General features: G+C 47.2%; 13 protein-coding genes. 6 read left to right on the top strand and 7 right to left on the bottom strand.

Annotated elements, in window-relative coordinates; translation table 11 throughout:
* Positions 1-32: 32 nt before the first annotated feature.
* Both lpdA and ACOIT5_RS11445 read right to left on the bottom strand, forming a co-directional pair.
* The gene (lpdA, locus tag ACOIT5_RS11450; RefSeq protein ID WP_423126294.1) at positions 33-1,391 is read right to left on the bottom strand and encodes a dihydrolipoyl dehydrogenase; all 1,359 of its coding nucleotides are present in this window, start codon (positions 1,389-1,391) and stop codon (positions 33-35) included.
* Positions 1,392-1,396: 5 nt separating this feature from the next.
* Complete coding sequence (locus ACOIT5_RS11445; protein ID WP_423126293.1) at positions 1,397-2,710, bottom strand: dihydrolipoamide acetyltransferase family protein; 1,314 nt, start codon at positions 2,708-2,710, stop codon at positions 1,397-1,399.
* A 183-nt stretch (positions 2,711-2,893) separates the two neighbouring features.
* On the opposite strand from ACOIT5_RS11445, the gene ACOIT5_RS11440 reads away from it, so the two are divergent.
* The 4 genes from ACOIT5_RS11440 (at position 2,894) to ACOIT5_RS11425 (ending at position 6,076) form a co-directional block, all read left to right on the top strand.
* The gene (locus ACOIT5_RS11440; RefSeq protein WP_423126292.1) at positions 2,894-3,610 is read left to right on the top strand and encodes a GntR family transcriptional regulator; all 717 of its coding nucleotides are present in this window, start codon (positions 2,894-2,896) and stop codon (positions 3,608-3,610) included.
* A gap of 380 nt (positions 3,611-3,990) precedes the next feature.
* On the top strand, positions 3,991-5,310 hold the full coding sequence (locus ACOIT5_RS11435; protein WP_423126291.1) for an aspartate kinase: 1,320 nt from the start codon (positions 3,991-3,993) through the stop codon (positions 5,308-5,310).
* A gap of 158 nt (positions 5,311-5,468) precedes the next feature.
* Positions 5,469-5,867 (top strand): RNA recognition motif domain-containing protein, encoded by a 399-nt coding sequence (locus ACOIT5_RS11430; protein WP_423126290.1) that lies wholly within the window; start codon positions 5,469-5,471, stop codon positions 5,865-5,867.
* 11 nt (positions 5,868-5,878) lie between these two features.
* Entirely contained in the window at positions 5,879-6,076 is a 198-nt protein-coding gene (locus tag ACOIT5_RS11425) for a cold-shock protein (protein ID WP_423126289.1), read from the top strand.
* Positions 6,077-6,336: 260 nt separating this feature from the next.
* On the opposite strand, the gene ACOIT5_RS11420 is transcribed toward ACOIT5_RS11425, so the two are convergent.
* The 4 genes from ACOIT5_RS11420 to ACOIT5_RS11405 are packed head-to-tail and all read right to left on the bottom strand — an operon-like array spanning position 6,337 to position 12,082.
* Positions 6,337-7,101, bottom strand: coding sequence for an MBL fold metallo-hydrolase (locus tag ACOIT5_RS11420; protein WP_423126288.1), 765 nt, complete (start codon positions 7,099-7,101; stop codon positions 6,337-6,339).
* Entirely contained in the window at positions 7,094-7,603 is a 510-nt protein-coding gene (locus ACOIT5_RS11415; RefSeq protein WP_423126287.1) for a shikimate kinase, read from the bottom strand. The genes ACOIT5_RS11420 and ACOIT5_RS11415 overlap by 8 nt, the downstream gene beginning before the upstream one ends.
* On the bottom strand, positions 7,603-10,224 hold the full coding sequence (locus tag ACOIT5_RS11410) for a DNA gyrase/topoisomerase IV subunit A (RefSeq protein WP_423126286.1): 2,622 nt from the start codon (positions 10,222-10,224) through the stop codon (positions 7,603-7,605). The genes ACOIT5_RS11415 and ACOIT5_RS11410 overlap by 1 nt, the downstream gene beginning before the upstream one ends.
* Before the next feature lie 25 nt (positions 10,225-10,249).
* Complete coding sequence (locus ACOIT5_RS11405) at positions 10,250-12,082, bottom strand: DNA topoisomerase IV subunit B (RefSeq protein WP_423126285.1); 1,833 nt, start codon at positions 12,080-12,082, stop codon at positions 10,250-10,252.
* A 226-nt stretch (positions 12,083-12,308) separates the two neighbouring features.
* On the opposite strand from ACOIT5_RS11405, the gene ACOIT5_RS11400 reads away from it, so the two are divergent.
* Entirely contained in the window at positions 12,309-14,303 is a 1,995-nt protein-coding gene (locus ACOIT5_RS11400; protein ID WP_423126284.1) for a putative porin, read from the top strand.
* Between the two features lie 20 nt (positions 14,304-14,323).
* Positions 14,324-15,760, top strand: coding sequence for a transporter substrate-binding domain-containing protein (locus ACOIT5_RS11395; RefSeq protein ID WP_423126283.1), 1,437 nt, complete (start codon positions 14,324-14,326; stop codon positions 15,758-15,760).
* Here the strand turns inward: ACOIT5_RS11395 and ACOIT5_RS11390 are convergent.
* Positions 15,747-16,382, bottom strand: coding sequence for an NUDIX hydrolase (locus ACOIT5_RS11390; RefSeq protein ID WP_423126282.1), 636 nt, complete (start codon positions 16,380-16,382; stop codon positions 15,747-15,749). The two genes, ACOIT5_RS11395 and ACOIT5_RS11390, sit on opposite strands and share 14 nt — an antisense overlap.
* Between the last annotated feature and the right edge of the window lie 81 nt (positions 16,383-16,463).

Raw genomic sequence — 16,463 nt, 5'->3', positions numbered from 1 at the left:
TTGGAATTTGAAATTTTGAACTTGAAACTCCCCTAAAACTGGAATATGGTTTCTTTAATGATTTCGCTGACCGTTGGGTGCGGGAAAACAATTTCTTCGACATCCTGTACGCGCAGTTGGGCTTCGATTAAAGCGCAGGCGCCCCAGATCATCTCGGAACAGGCGCCGCCAACCAGGTGTATACCCAGAATTTCTTTGTATTTTTTACCAACCACCACTTTACAGAAACCATCTTTCCCTTCGTTTTCGGCAATAAAACGGCCGGCATAAGCCATCGGCAGTTTCCGGGTTTCGACCTCAATTCCCTGTGCTTTGGCAACTGCTTCGGTTAAACCGACACCTGCAATTTCGGGATGCGTGTACACCACTCCCGGAATTGCGTTGTAACGCATGACATCTTTCCGGCCCAACATGTGGTTAACGGCCACCTCTCCCTCGCGGCTGGCTGTATGGGCCAACAGTGAAAAGCCGGTGATATCGCCGGCAGCATATACATTCGGGATGTTGGTGCGGCAGTACTGATCGATTTTAATGCCGCGCGGCGAGAATTCCGCGCCAATATTTTCGAGGCCAATCCCCTGAACGTTCGGTCGGCGGCCAACCGACAGCAACACCTGTTCGCCGGTAACCGACAGCACCTGTCCGTCTTTTTCAAAGATCACCTCTTTGCCTTTCAGTTCAGTAACTTTGGCATTCAAATGGTACTCAATTCCACGTTTGGTAAATTCTTTGCGAACAAAAACAGCAATTTCCTCATCCACGCCGGTGAGTATCTCGGGCAGCATTTCAATCACGGTTACCTTGGTTCCCATCGCGTTGAAGAAGTCGGCAAACTCGGTACCGATTACGCCGCCGCCAATAACCACCAGGCTTTGAGGCAGTTCTTTCAGTTGAAGAATTTCGCGGTTTGTAAGTACCTGTGTTTGGTCCAGGCCCGGAATCGGAGGAACCGCCGCTTCAGACCCGGTGCAAATCAGCAGGCGGGCAGCCTGGTAATCTTTTCCATCGGCTGTAAGGGTGATCACATCGGCCCGCTTCTCTTTAATGACCGCTTCGGCCATCACCACCTCGGCCCTGATGTGTTTCATTTTGGCGCCAACACCCGAAACCAACTTGCGCACAACTTTATCCTTGCGCGCCATGATCTTTTTAAAGTCAATTCCAACACCTTCCACCTGAACGCCGTATTTTTCAGCCTCGTGCGCATATTCCAGCACTTTTGCCGAATTCAGGAGCGTTTTGGTCGGGATGCAACCTTCATTCAGGCACACCCCGCCCAACGCTCTCTTGTCAAAGATGACCACGCTCAGTCCTTTTGCCCCGGCACGTTCGGCCGCGACATAACCGGCAGGGCCACCCCCCATAATTGCTATATCGAATTTGTTACTCATGATTTTCAGATCGACAGGTTTTCAATTTGATCTTTGATCTCTTTCAAAAAAAGTGTTGCCTCTCCCCCGTCCAGCGCCTGATGGTCATAGGTCAGCGAAAGTCCCATCATGGGGACAAAACCGTAGACGCCATCGCCCAGATCTTTCGGCCGGGGAACGATAGTACACACACCTAAAATGGCGGTTTGAGGCAGATTAATCACGGGAGTAAACATTTCAACCCCATAATTCCCAAGGTTGGAAACTGTAAAGCTGGCTGCTTCGGGTTTCAGCAACTCCGGATCGATATTTCCTTTGCGGCATTGTCCCGCCACGGTTGACAGCTGTGACGAAAGCCCTTCAATAGAAAGATCGTCGGCATTTTTAATGGCCGGGACCATCAGTCCGCGTTCGGTGTCGACCGCCAGTCCCAGGTGTACTTTTTTGAACCAGCGCATGCTGTCGCCAATAAAGTGGGTATTCACCTGCGGAAACTTTTTCAGCGCTTTAATAACGGCAAAACAAACCAGGTCGTTAATCGTGATATTTTGGGAAATTTCACCGGCTTCCAGTTTCTTTTTGAACTGCTTGCGTAAAGCCATCACCCGGCGGGCATCGGCGCTCATGTGGTGGGTAAGCTGGGCCGAATTCTGCAAAGATTGATGCATCGCTTTGGCAATCAGTTTGCGGATGTTGGTGAGTTTTTTTACTTCAAAATCGTCGCCGTAAACCGGGTTGTAAGTAATCAGGTCGGCAGCGCCAACGCGTCCGCCCAATCCGGTTGTTTCTTTGGAAGGGATCAGACTTTCAGCTTTTGCTTTTTCCTGAGCCAGCGGGGTAAGTTTTGGAAGCGCTTCAGCAGCAGCTTCAACGTCGCGGGCAATAATCCGTCCGTGCGGACCAGTCCCCATAACCTGATCACAGGGAACGCCCATTGCTTCGGCCATCACTTTGGCGCGGGGCGATATTTTCACGGTTCCCGCAGGCCTGTCAGCCAGTACAACTTCTTTTTTGTCTTCGGCCGGAGCTGCATGCTCCTGAACAACTTCGGATACAACCGGAGTCGGGCCGCCTCCCGGACGAAATTCATCCGTCGCTTCTCCTTTTTTACCCAGAACCGCCACATTGCTCAACACGGGAACTTCATCGCCTGATTCATAAAAAACGGCCAGCAATTCGCCATCTTCCTTTGCTTCTTCTTCAAACGACGCTTTATCGGTTTCGTACGAAAACAAGATTTCTCCTGCCTTCACCTGATCGCCCACCTGCTTATACCATTCACCGATAATACAGGTCTCAACTGATTGCCCCTGGCGAGGCATAATAACGGGAATCGCCATATACGTTTATCTCACTTGTTAATACATTAATCAGATCAATAAAAACAAAACAGTCAATAAAATTCAACGCATACTTGACTTGTTCTGTTTTCGGTTGTAAACTTACAGTATACAACTTGTATATACAAGTGAAATTAGAAAATTTAATTATTTTTCTTATTTTTGATCATCATTTCACAACAAATGGCTGAAAACAACAAGATCCCGCAATACAAAAAATTGTATGAAATCCTTCGCAAACACATCATGTCGGGTGTTTTTGAAGAAGGTAGCCTGTTGCCCTCTGAAAACGAACTTTGCGCCGTTCATGGCGTGACCCGGCCAACGGTCCGCCATGCTCTGGAAGCCTTGGTGCAGGACGGTTTTATCCTGAAAAAACAAGGGAAAGGCAGTATTGTACGAAAACCGCCCCAGGACATTGGGATTCTTTCGATTGAGGGGACAGCGTCGGCCATCAGCAAACAATACCTGCAGACCCAGATTTTACAGAAGCCGCAAATTCAGCCGTGGCCCGAGCCGTTTCACTTTGACCTGGCTGACAGCGAAAAAGATTCGGGTTGCATTTACATGGAGCGCCTGCGTTTTGTGAATGAACAGCCGGTTTTTTACGACATCAACCACATCCCTAACATTAACCTGCCAAGGTTTACCAGCCGTTCGTTCGAAAACAAATCGTTGTTTGACACGCTTCGTACCAACTACCGGATTGAAATAAAAGGAGGTCAACAAAAACTGAAAGCCATGAAAGCCGATGAACGAATCGGGGGCCTGTTAAAAATAAAAAAAGGCGACCCGGTGCTTTATATTGAGCGGAAACTGTATACAAACAGGGAAGGTTTTCATATTTACTCTACGATCTATTTTAACTCGGAAAAACACGCCATTTTCGGAAATTTTTAAAAAAAAGGCGGACGTCCGTGCAACCACCCCTAACTGCACATAAATCTCCTGAAAAGAGACTGGACGTCCACCAAAAAAGTTTGATACAAATAAAAAACTATTATTTAAGACCGTCAAGCTTTTATACAACACGATTTTGCCCGGATGATGCCACGGCCCCGATTAACGCTGTATTTGCCCGAAGCGGCACAAGAAGCTGATAATCGCCCGTTTGTCGAGTCCCTCAGGCGGCATGGTAAATTTTTATACATTTCTGGTGGATATTTATTCATTTGTTGATTTTTCGCTTTAATAATCTGATAAAAATTTTCATATTTGTCGCTCGGTCATAAACCGTTTTATCCGTTAATCGTACGTGACAATAAATAAATAATTATTCTATGAAAGTTTTAAAGTTTGGTGGAACCTCTGTCGGAAGCGTTGAAAATATGAATGCAGTCGTTGACCTGATCGCCGATGGAGAAAAGAAGCTTGTCGTCCTGTCAGCCATGTCGGGCACAACCAATGCACTGGTTGAAATTGCCGATTACCTGTACAAGAAGAATAAAGATGCCGCGCGCGTTCACATCAGTAAGCTGGAAAAAACCTATGAAGAGGTATTGGGCGCCTTGCTGAAAAATGCCGACCATAAAAAGAAAGGCTCAGAAGTCATTAAACTTGCTTTCGACACGATAAAACAATTTACATCCGGCGATTTTACGGAAGCGGGTGAAAAAACGATCCTGGCCCAGGGCGAACTGATTTCTACCGGCTTATTCACCCAACTGATGCTGGAGAGAGGCTACCAGACCAAGTTACTGCCGGCGCTCGACTTTATGCGTATTGATGCCGACAAAGCAGCCGACATCAATGCCATTAAAGAAAATATTGCCCGCGTACTGGAAGAAACCGGCGATGCCGGTTACTACATCACCCAGGGCTTTATTTGCCGCAATGCCGAGGGCGGAATTGATAACCTTCAACGCGGAGGTTCCGATTATACCGCATCGCTGATTGGTGCAGCCATCGATTCGGAAGAAGTGCAAATCTGGACGGATATCGACGGTTTTCACAACAACGATCCGCGTTTCGTGAAAAATACCCGCAAAATTGAGCAACTCTCGTTTAACGAAGCAGCCGAGCTGGCTTATTTTGGAGCCAAAATCCTGCATCCGCAAACCGTGTTGCCGGCCAAGCTGCAAAATATCCCCGTGCGCTTAAAAAATACCATGAACCCGGCCGACAGCGGCACACTGATCACCGCCGAGTCAACCGGAACCGGGATTAAAGCGGTTGCCGCAAAAGACGGGATTACGGCCATAAAAGTCCGTTCGTACCGAATGTTGATGGCGTACGGTTTTCTGAAAAATATTTTCGAGATCTTCGAATTTTTCAAAACCCCGATTGATATGATCTCGACCTCCGAGGTGGCCGTTTCGCTTTCTATCGACAATACCAACAAATTAAACGACATTCTTCGGGAACTGAAAGAATACGGAGAAGTTGAAGTTGACGAAGATCAGTCAATCATCTGCATTGTTGGCGACATCATCGCCGAAGAACGGGGTTTTGCCGCGAAAGTATTTACGGCGCTCGAAGGTATCCCGATCCGAATGATTTCATATGGCGGAAGCCGGTTTAATATTTCTGTTTTGGTACCAACCAAACACAAGCAACAAACACTGCAGGCATTGAGCGATAACCTGCTCAATCATGAATAGCTGAAGCGATTTTTTACGGCCTCGGCTCTATAAATAAAAGCGGGAAGCGGGATTTTCTCCGGCTTCCCGCTTTTTATTGATAATCAACCAAAAAGAATCAGCAAAATATTAACATATTTTCCGAAAATTATTTTTTTAGAAGCAAAATAAGTCTACATTTGCCAACACACAATTATTTTTTATTGAATATGAACATTTTTGTAGGAAACCTCAACTACTCAGTCACTGAAGATGATTTAAGAGAAATTTTTGAGGAGTATGGTGAGTTAAGCTCTGTAAAATTAATCACAGACAAATTTACCGGAAAAAGCAAAGGCTTTGGATTCGTTGAAATGGCTGACGCCACAGAAGCTAAAAAAGCTATCGAAGAATTAAACGGAGCCGAAGTTGAAGGCCGCAGCATGGTCGTTAACGAGTCTATCGAGAAAAAGAGAGACAACAACACCCGCAGACCAGGTGGTGGCGGCGGTGGTGGCTTCCGCGGCGGCAACACCCGTGGCGGTGGTGGCAACGGCGGCTATGGTCGCAGAGACAACAATTTCAGGTCGAATTACTAAGCAATTAGGCCATGAAAGGTACTGTTAAATGGTATGATGAAACCAAAGGTTACGGATTTATCCTGACCGAAGACAACAAAGACATTTTTGTTCATCGCTCTGGTTTAGCAAATACCATTACCGGTCTTCAACCTGATGAGACCGTGGAATTTGAAATTGGTCAGGGAAAAAAAGGACCAATTGCGACGAACGTAACAAAAGTAGATTAATTCCGAAATTGAGCAGGGCCTATAGAGGCAGCTCTTCAATTAACGATATTTTTCACTCTTTGTTTCTGACGAAAGCCCGGTAACCCCGGGCTTTTTTTATTTGCGCCCCTACTCCCGAGCGATGGTATGATTGTTATGTAGCTACAAATATCCCGCAGCACTGCTGATTGTCCTTCGCAAGCAGGGCGTGTAATGCCCACCTTCCTTATTTAACGCTTCGCTCAAACGAAGGACAGCGCGGACAGGTTAATTCGTTTTAGCTACAACGAGATTACAGCCGTCGGGGCCTGGCGGGAGGTTAGTTCAATCTGAAAACGGCCCCGGAGGGATTGAAAAACTTCACAGGCCTTTTCCGGCGTATTGTTTTCGCCGGACAGATGGCTCAAAAAGATGGTTTGAAGTCGATCGCCGGCATATTCTTCAACCAAACGAAAAGCCTGTTCGTTCGACAGGTGCCCGTAGGACGAGGCCACGCGCTGCTTCAGAAAATAAGGGTACGGACCTGCCATCAGCATTTCCTCGTCGTAATTACTCTCCAGAAATACCGCGTCGCAGAGTGGCAAATGTGTTTTCACCTGCTCGCAGGCTTCGCCGATATCGGTCATCACCCCAACATGTTTGTCGCCGTAGCTAAGCCTGAACGAGCAGGCCTCCACGGCATCATGCTGTTTGGAAAACGGAAAAACCTCGAATCCGCCCAACCGGAAAGCCTGATCCGGTTCAAACCAGGCCACATTCTCGGGCCGCTGAGCCCGGCTCATGGCCAGAAATGTTTTTTTTGTGAGGTATACCGGAGCCTTGACACGCTTACTGAAAACGCGCGCACCACGGCAGTGATCACTGTGTTCGTGAGAGATCAGGATGGCTTTAATTTTCGCTTGGTCCAGTCCCCGTTCAGCCATCCGAAGCTGCAGTTGCCTGGCCGATAAACCAACATCGACCACCAGGGCCTCGTGTTCGTTGCCTATATAGTAACAATTCCCGTTGCTGCCTGACGCCAGGGCGCACAATTCCAGTTTAGTCATGCTCCAGTTCAATCCTTTTAAGAATTTCCTCGACCGTTATATTGGTTCCGGAAACAATATAATTAGCCTGTTCGTAATAGGGACGCCTTTTTCCCATCATCCCGTCAATAAATCCGGCCAGTTCTTCCGGCGATTTATCTTTAATCAGCGGCCGTTCGGATTTCGACTTCATCAACCTCCCGGCCAATTCTTCGGTATCCACATCCAGGAAAACACAGTAGCCCGTGTCGTTCATCACCTGGATGTTATCGAAGAAACAAGGAGCGCCGCCCCCGGTCGCAATAATCACATCGTCAAACTCCGACACTTCGTGCAAACAGCTTTGCTCTTTCAGGCGGAAGGCTTTTTCCCCTTCCTCTTCAAACAGTTGCGGGATTGTTTTAAAATACGTCTTCTCGATGTATTTATCCAGGTCTAAAAAAGACATGCTTAACTTCGAGGCAAGCTCCCTTCCCAGGGTCGTCTTGCCGCTTCCCATATAACCAATCAGATAGATTCTCATTAAAAGAGCGACATTTGGTTTGTATCTTCATTTTCGTCCGGACGGTCTATCTCGAACGGGATATCATCGGCATCCGTATCCGGTACTTCATCCAGTCCCGGCTTGTCATCTTCGTCTTTAATAACAGGCTCCAACTCTTTAATGTTCTCCACCTCGTAGTTGGTCAAGCGCTTTCCGCGTGCTTTATACGATTTCACCCCGATAAACTCCGAAACCTCAATGATTTCGTTCTCCCGCTGGGCATTCTTCCCGCCAAACTCGATTTCCAGCCGCGGGTAGCGCACCCAGGTGATGCTGACCAGCTTACTGTCGGGATGCTCTCCGATAAACCCGATGCGTTTCCCCGAGATTTCTTCAATCTCAAAACGTTTCACGTAATAGTATTCCTGCTCGGCATCGTAATAGACCACCGAAAGGACCTTACTTGGATCAAATTTCTCAATACCAAGGATATCCTGATCAAAGTGGTTGCCCAGATCAAAATTATACAGTTGATAATCGCCGTTTTTGTACAAGGCAAGGATCTGGTCTTCTCCCTGGAATTCGCCCAGGAACTTGCCGCGTCCATCCGAATTCAGCCTTAATACATCCTGATCGAACCAGATTTTACGACCGCCAAGCGTCGATACGCCTTTTTCTTTCAGGACGATCCGGTGCACTTCATACTTGGTGAGGATGTTTCCCATCGCGGCGCGCCCTTTGATGGCTAATTCGCCAAAGTCGACCTCAAACATCAGCCGCTTCAACCTGGCCTTGGGTTTTAAGGTTACCCGCAATACTTCTGCTTCACCGTTCGGATTTTCGCTGAAATACCAGATACGCGATCCGGCAGTTCCCCGTGTCAGATCGTATTCTTTATCGCGGGTGACGCCGGTCACGGCAAAACGTTTCATAAAAAAATGGCCTTGCTTGCCATCGCGGTAAACGATATTATAAATTGTCCGGTTGTCGTTTTTCTTAAAGACAGCCAGGTGCTGTATATTTTTGCCGATGAAGGCTTTTTCGGATACTTTGGTAATAAAGTAAGTTCCGTCTTTCCTGAAAACAATGACATCGTCGATATCCGAGCAATCGCAAACATACTCGGCTTTCTTCAGGCCGGTGCCCATGAATCCTTCTTCGCGGTCGATATACAGTTTTTCGTTGGCAACAATCACCTTGGACGCAACAATATTCTCAAAATTACGCAGTTCGCTCTTGCGCTCTTTTCCTTTACCGTACTTACTCCTGATGCGTTCAAAATAGTCAATCGCATAAGAAATGATGTGTTCAATATGGTAATCTATTTCCTTTATTTCTTCTTCAACCGAACGGATATAATCATTCGCTTTATCCGAGTTGAACTTCAGGATCCGGGCCATTCGGATTTCCATGAGTTTCAAAATATCGTCGCGCAGCACTTCGCGCAGCAGTTTCGGTTTCCACGGGTCAAGCCTCCGGTCAATGTGTTCCACGGCCGCATCCATATTAACAGCCTGTTCAAATTCTTTGTCTTTATAAATCCGTTCTTCAATGAATATTTTTTCGAGCGAGGCATAATGCAAAGCATCCTGCAATTCGCCTTTCCTGATTTCGAGTTCGAGCTTTAACAATTGGACCGTTTGATCGGTATTTTTCCTCAAAATCTCGCTAACGCCCATAAAATGGGGCTTGTCGTCTTCAATAATGCAGGAATTGGGCGAGACGGATACTTCACAATCGGTAAAAGCATAAAGGGCATCAATGGTTTTATCGGACGAAACACCCGGGGCGAGGTGAACAAGGATTTCGACCTTATCCGAGGTATTGTCGTCGATCCGCTTTACCTTGATTTTGTTCTTATCGTTCGCCTTGATGATGGATTCGATCAGCGTCCCCGTGGTTTTGCCGAACGGAAGATCTGTGATAACCAGTGTTTTGCTGTCCTGTTTCTCAATCTTCGCCCGCACTTTAACAACGCCGCCGCGAATCCCGTCGTTGTATCGGGAAACATCTACCGAGCCGCCCGTCGGGAAGTCGGGGTAGAGAATAAATTCTTCCTTGTTCAGATGGGCAATCGACGCCTCGATCAGTTCGATGAAATTATGCGGAAGGATTTTGGATGCCAGTCCAACGGCAATCCCTTCCACTCCTTGAGCCAACAGCAGAGGAAATTTCACCGGAAGTGTGATCGGCTCTTTCTTTCGTCCGTCGTACGAAAGTTTCCATTGGGTCGTTTTCGGGTTAAACACCACATCGAGTGCAAATTTAGACAGGCGGGCTTCGATATAACGGGGAGCTGCCGCACCATCGCCGGTGAACGTGTTTCCCCAATTACCCTGCGTGTCTACCAACAGGTCTTTTTGCCCCAGTTGTACCAGCGCATCACCGATGGATGCATCGCCGTGCGGGTGATACTGCATGGTTTGCCCGATGATGTTGGCCACCTTGTTGTAGCGGCCGTCATCCATCTCTTTCATGGCATGCAAAATTCTGCGCTGTACGGGTTTCAGTCCGTCATACACGTATGGAACAGCCCGCTCCAGGATTACGTACGACGCGTAATCAAGAAACCAACTTTCATACATTCCGGACAGATAGACAATGTTATCTATCTTATCCTCCGATCCCTGTTGATCTGTTCTGATATCCTCTTCGCTCACGTTTTTTCAGTTAGTCGTTGACATATTACAGTTCATCTTTCTCCACATACAGGTTTTCAATGATAAAATCCTGCCTCTCGGGCGTATTTTTTCCCATATAAAATTCAAGCATCTGCGAAACTGATTCGTGCTTTTTCATTTTCACCGGTTCCAGCCGGATATCGGGCCCGATAAAGTTTTTAAACTCGTCCGGAGAAATTTCGCCCAGACCTTTAAACCTGGTGATCTCTGCTCCGCGTCCAATCTCGTCAATGGCCGCCAGGCGTTCGTCTTCCGAATAACAGTAGATGGTTTTCTTTTTATTCCGGACGCGAAACAAAGGGGTTTGCAAAATATATAAATGACCTTTCCGAATCAGTTCGGGAAAGAACTGCAAAAAGAAGGTAATCAGCAACAAGCGGATATGCATCCCGTCAACATCGGCATCGGTCGCTATGATCACCTTGTTGTAACGAAGGTCGTCCATGTTTTCTTCGATATCGAGTGCGGCCTGCAGCAAGTTGAATTCTTCATTTTCGTAAACCACCTTTTTAGTCATCCCGTATGAGTTCAGGGGTTTTCCTCTCAAGCTGAACACCGCCTGCGTATTGACATCGCGCGACTTGGTGATCGACCCGCTGGCCGAGTCTCCCTCGGTGATAAACAGGCTCGATTCGGCCTTGTGGTCATTCTTGTCGTTATAGTGAATGCGGCAGTCGCGCAGTTTCCGGTTATGCAGGTTGGCCTTTTTGGCCCGCTGTTTGGCCAGTTTTTTTATTCCTGAAATGGCTTTTCGTTCGCGCTCCGATTCCTGGATCCGCCGCAACAACACTTCGGCTACGTCCTGGTTTTTATGCAGGTAATTATCCAGTTCTTTCTGAATGAAGTTCGCCACATGATTCCGTACACTCGGACCATCGGGCCCGATATCCCGCGAACCCAGCTTGGTTTTGGTTTGCGATTCAAAAACAGGTTCTTCCACTTTAATGCTGATAGCAGCAATAATGGAAGCCCGGATATCCGACGGATCGAAATCTTTTTTGTAATAATCGCGGATGGTCTTAACAATCGCTTCGCGGAAAGCAACCAGGTGGGTTCCGCCCTGCGTGGTATGCTGCCCGTTTACAAAAGAGTAGTAATCTTCGCCGTATTGGTTGCCATGCGTAATAGCTGCTTCAATATCTTCTCCTTTCAGGTGAATGACCGGGTACAGCGGTTCTGTATCCAGGTTTTCTTCCAGCAGGTCTTTCAACCCATTCTTCGACTGATAGCGTTCGCCGTTACAATGAATGACCAGACCTGCATTCAGGAAGGAGTAATTTTTCATCATGGTCTCCACATAATCACTCCTGAAGCGATAGTTTCTGAAAATATCGCCATCCGGCACAAAGTCGACTGCCGTACCGTTGGGTTCGTCTGTCGGACCAACATTTTTTTCATCAACAACCTGCCCGCGCGAAAATAGAACTTCCTTCACCTGTCCTTCGCGAAAAGCCCTGATGCAAAATGAAGAGGAAAGTGCATTCACCGCTTTGATTCCCACACCATTTAAGCCCACCGATTTTTTAAACACGGTGGAGTCGTATTTGGCGCCTGTATTCATTTTCGAAGCAACATCTTTCAGCTTGCCCAAGGGGATCCCACGACCAAAATCGCGAATGCTGACCAGTTCGTTCGATACGCTTATCTCGATTTTTTTCCCGAATCCCATCATAAACTCATCGATCGAGTTGTCCACAACTTCTTTTAACAGGACATAAATACCGTCGTCGCTGGCCGAGCCGTCGCCCAGTTTCCCAATATACATCCCCGGTCTCTTCCGGATATGTTCTTGCCAGTCAAGGGTTTTTATCGATCCCTCATCATAATTTGGAGTCATACCTCTTTGCAATTTGACACAAATATAAAGAAAACAAAAGTGCGCCAAAATTTTTAAGAAGCGCCAATAACTAACAACCCATAGTTGAAAACTTCCTCATAAAATCAGCCGGCAAATTCCATTTTGTCTCAATTTAGTTGATGAAGAACCAACAACCGGCATTTATTAAAGTTTTTTAAGGCTTGATGATCAGGCAAGCCTCGAGTTTTAACTATATTTGCCCCGTATGAATCGAAAACAGTACATAAGCATATTATTTTTACTGCTTACGGTATCTTTCAGCCAGGCACAGGAGGCTGTAAGAACTTTCGGGACCGGCGGAAATGAACTGTTAAGCCCTGAAGATTACGAAGGTTCGGAAGACCAGGATACGGCTCACCAACATGACGAGCCGAAGAAAAAACAAGTCCCGTCGTTTATCCGTAACTGGCAGCTTTCGAATTACGGGGCAAATATTGAAGAAGCCGAGTTTGACACCACCCTGAATTTCTTTCACGTGTACAACCCGGTTTTTCAGCGCAGTATCAGCAATACCTTCACCGGGAATACCGGCGGTGCCTACCAGTCGAACGACTTTTTCAACCGTAAACCGGTTTCTGATTTCTATTTTTACCGCTCATACGACGCTTACGCCAAGTTTCCCGCCACCATTAAATTTTTCAACACCACAACGCCGTATACCTTACTCGATTATACCCAAAGTGAGAACCGGAATTCGCGGAATGAAACCCGGTTTAATGTGCTGCACAGCCAAAACGTGAACAAAGATTTTAATTTCACCTTATTTTACGACCAGAGTAAATCAACCGGGCACTACCAGAATCAGGAAGCCAAGTTTCACAATATTGGCATCAATACCACTTATCTGTCAGACAAATTCAATTCTCATTTTCACGTGATCTTCAACCGGTACGAATCGCAGGAGAACGGCGGTCTGACTCCGGGACAAGACCTGAATGAGTACGAAGAAACTGAAACTTACCTGGTGAACCTGCTGAATGCCGCTTCGTCGGTAAAAAATAACATCGTGGCATTTACCAACGAATATAAATTAGGAAAAACAGAGGAAAAAGAAACGGAAGATGGTTACCTGTACGATTCGTTTCGCCCCATTACCGGCTTCATCCATCAATTTGAATACTCGACCAACCAACGACGGTACCTGGACAGCGACCCGCACAACGCCGACGTGTATAAAAATGTATACCGCGACGAAACGGCTACAAGCGATACCACAATTTACAACCGGCTGACCAATGTTTTTCAGCTGAAGTTTTACGAAGCGCCCGAGCGCAAATTCACCTTCACCCAAAGGGCCTACATCGGGAACGACCTGATTACCGTGAAAATGCTTGATGCCGACAGTTTATACCTGTCGAAGGAAAATCTGCATAACACGTTTATAGGAGGCGGCATATCCCGGGATGAAGGAAAATTCTGGCGCTGGAACGCCCAGGGTAAAATGTACCTCACCGGATACCGGTCGGGACAAACCGAACTGAGCGGCTTTATCTACAAGCCCCTGAAGATTGGAAGCGACACCACCAGCCTGTACTTGTCCGGCGAAATCAACAGCCTTGTTCCTGATTACTTTCAGCAGCATTACCGCTCGAACAATTACGAGTGGGATAACCGTTTCAGCAACATCAATGAGCTTACCATACGCGGGCAGATCAGGTCGCAAAAGTACAAGCTCGAACTGGGCGCCAACCACTCGCTGATCAGCAACTACATTTATAACGACCAGGACGCCCTCCCGAACCAAGGCGGTTCAGAACTACTCGTTTTGTCGGCCTATGTCCGTAAAGATTTTGAATCGAAGCACTGGCTCCTTCGCACCCACTTGCTCTGGCAGACCAGCAGCCAGGAAGATTATCTGCATTTACCCGAACTGACCGGATACCTGAGTTTCAATTTCAAAACGGTCATCTCGAAAGTGCTTTATACCAACCTGGGCTTTGATGTCCGGTACCACAGTTTGTATTATGCCGATGCCTTTGATCCGGCCACAGGACGTTTTTATTGGCAGAATCAACAAAAAATTGGTAACTTCCCCTTCGTTGACCTGCATGCCAACTTAAAATTAAAACGGACACGGGCGTTCTTTCAGTTACTGAATGCGGCTTCCGGCTTAATGGAGGGAAATTATTGGACAGCGCCGGATTATCCCTTGTACCGACGAACATTCCGTCTTGGCATCGCCTGGTCATTTTACGATTAGTTCGCGCTAATTCATTTTTAATGGGAAAAATAAACATACACCTTTCCCTGATGATTGTTGTTCTGCTGTTAGCCGGTTGGTCTTGTTCCAACAAAGAAAAAACAATCTCAGGTCAGGCAAACGTAGAAAGGGAAACCGAAGTCACCCGGATCATGAAATCCGGCAAACTGCGGGTCGTTGTCGATTACAACTCTACCAACTACTTTATTTACAAAGGAAAGCCAATGGGGTTCAAGTACGAACTACTGCAAAAATTGGCTAAAGACATGGGGGTTAAGCTCGAAATTTCGGTGAGTAATGACCTGGAAGAAACATTTGAAGGACTGAACCGGAAACAATACGACCTGGTAGCTAAGAACCTGACCATCACGAGAAAAAGAAATGACCTGATTGATTTTACCATCCCCTTGGAACAAACCCGGCAGGTGCTGGTACAACGGAAACCGAAAAAATGGCGGGAGATGCCTCCCCATGCCATCGAAGATTCGCTGATCAGAAGCCAGCTGCATTTGGCCGGAAAACGGATCCATGTTCAAAAAAATACCGCTTACTACCGGAGGTTGGTCAACCTTTCCGACGAAATTGGAGCCGAAATAGAAATCGTTCAGGACAGCATCTACGGAGTGGAACAGTTGGTATCGATGGTTGCCAAAGGTGAAATCGACTACACCGTTTGTGATGAAAATGTCGCCCGGGTCAATCAATCTTTTTATCCGAACCTGGATATTGAAACGCCGGTTAGTTTTCCTCAAAATATTGCCTGGGCCGTAAGAAACGATTCGCCGGAATGGCTGAGTTACATCAACAGTTGGATCCTCGATATCAAAGCCTCGCCAACCTACCTGGTCCTTTACAAAAAATATTTCGAAAACAGCCGTTCCAGCGTGATGGCCAACAGCGACTACCATTCGCTGACCGGCGGAAAAATATCGCCCTACGATGACCTGATTAAAGCAGAAAGCGCCAAAATCGGTTTGGACTGGCGTTTTGTTGCGGCTATTATTTACCAGGAATCCCGCTTCGACTCGGAAGCAATTTCCTGGGCCGGCGCTTACGGATTGATGCAGGTGTTGCCCGAATCGGCCGACCTGTTCAATATTTACAACTTTGATGAGCCAAAAAACAACATCGCGGTAGGAACAAAACTGATCAAATGGCTCGACGACAACTTCAAACAGGATATTCCCGATTCGACTGAGCGCGTAAAGTTTGTGCTGGCCGCCTACAACGTGGGCCTTGGACATGTAAAAGATGCGCAGCGGCTGGCCGAGAAGTACGACCGGATACCGATTGTCTGGACCGATAATGTCGATTACTTTTTACTAAGTAAATCCATTGCCAAATATTACCGCGACCCGGTCGTAAGGTGGGGCTATTGCCGGGGCGAGGAACCGTTCAATTACGTCAACAACGTGTTAGCCACCTACCGGCATTACCGGAATATCATCGGGGAATAAGCTTGGGTTTGCCCAGTAGATCAAGGAATTCCGTCAGGATCATCGCCGTTGCCCCCCAAATGATTTCGCCGTCGCAGGGGTAATAAGGGACTTCAAGCAAACCGGTACTGGTTTCCAGTTCCATATACCCGATTTCGCGGCGTTCCAGGAACCGCTGCACGGGAAATAAAATCAGCTTTTCCGCTTCATCCCGGTTTAAAACAAACTCGGGTTGCTCATCCAGCCAACCCACAAAGGGATATACCGTGTAAGAACTTACCTGTACAAACAACTCGGACAGGCGCCCCAAAACCCGGATATCGCGGGCAGAAACCCCTATTTCCTCCTGTGTTTCACGCAAAGCTGCCATCTCGGCGCTTTCGCCCTCTTCTACCTGTCCGCCGGGCAGGCTAACCTGACCCGGATGATATTTTAAGCCCGCGCTCCGCTTCACAAAACAAGTGTAAATTTCGCCGGCCACCGGAAACAGCAGGATCAGCACACTGCTGAGTTTTACCCGCTTCCTGTCTTCTGCCGCAGTATACAAGCTTCTCCCCGGAGGTACCATCTTCAGGTGAGACTGTTCTCCCGGCAGGCCGGATTGCAGTAAACGGGCAATATGGTCGGGCAAAAAACTGTTCATAACTAAATATAATCATTAAGCTGAAATGTGAAATTGAAAAGATGTTAAAATTTCACGCCTAAAATGCAAAATTAATATTCT

Origin of the sequence: Gaoshiqia hydrogeniformans (assembly GCF_049347105.1) — a bacterium.
Lineage (GTDB): Bacteria > Bacteroidota > Bacteroidia > Bacteroidales > Prolixibacteraceae > Gaoshiqia > Gaoshiqia hydrogeniformans.
Note: the sequence above shows the minus strand (reverse complement) of the source record. Positions and strands in the feature narration are given on the sequence as shown.

Coding starts and splice junctions, on each gene's coding strand:
- ACOIT5_RS11390 (WP_423126282.1), bottom strand. CDS start 16,382: ATGAACAGTTTTTTGCCCGACCATATTGCCCGTTTACTGCAATCCGGC.
- ACOIT5_RS11425 (WP_423126289.1), top strand. CDS start 5,879: ATGAAAGGTACTGTTAAATGGTATGATGAAACCAAAGGTTACGGATTT.
- ACOIT5_RS11445 (WP_423126293.1), bottom strand. CDS start 2,710: ATGGCGATTCCCGTTATTATGCCTCGCCAGGGGCAATCAGTTGAGACC.
- ACOIT5_RS11440 (WP_423126292.1), top strand. CDS start 2,894: ATGGCTGAAAACAACAAGATCCCGCAATACAAAAAATTGTATGAAATC.
- ACOIT5_RS11435 (WP_423126291.1), top strand. CDS start 3,991: ATGAAAGTTTTAAAGTTTGGTGGAACCTCTGTCGGAAGCGTTGAAAAT.
- lpdA (WP_423126294.1), bottom strand. CDS start 1,391: ATGAGTAACAAATTCGATATAGCAATTATGGGGGGTGGCCCTGCCGGT.
- ACOIT5_RS11395 (WP_423126283.1), top strand. CDS start 14,324: ATGGGAAAAATAAACATACACCTTTCCCTGATGATTGTTGTTCTGCTG.
- ACOIT5_RS11400 (WP_423126284.1), top strand. CDS start 12,309: ATGAATCGAAAACAGTACATAAGCATATTATTTTTACTGCTTACGGTA.
- ACOIT5_RS11405 (WP_423126285.1), bottom strand. CDS start 12,082: ATGACTCCAAATTATGATGAGGGATCGATAAAAACCCTTGACTGGCAA.
- ACOIT5_RS11415 (WP_423126287.1), bottom strand. CDS start 7,603: ATGAGAATCTATCTGATTGGTTATATGGGAAGCGGCAAGACGACCCTG.
- ACOIT5_RS11420 (WP_423126288.1), bottom strand. CDS start 7,101: ATGACTAAACTGGAATTGTGCGCCCTGGCGTCAGGCAGCAACGGGAAT.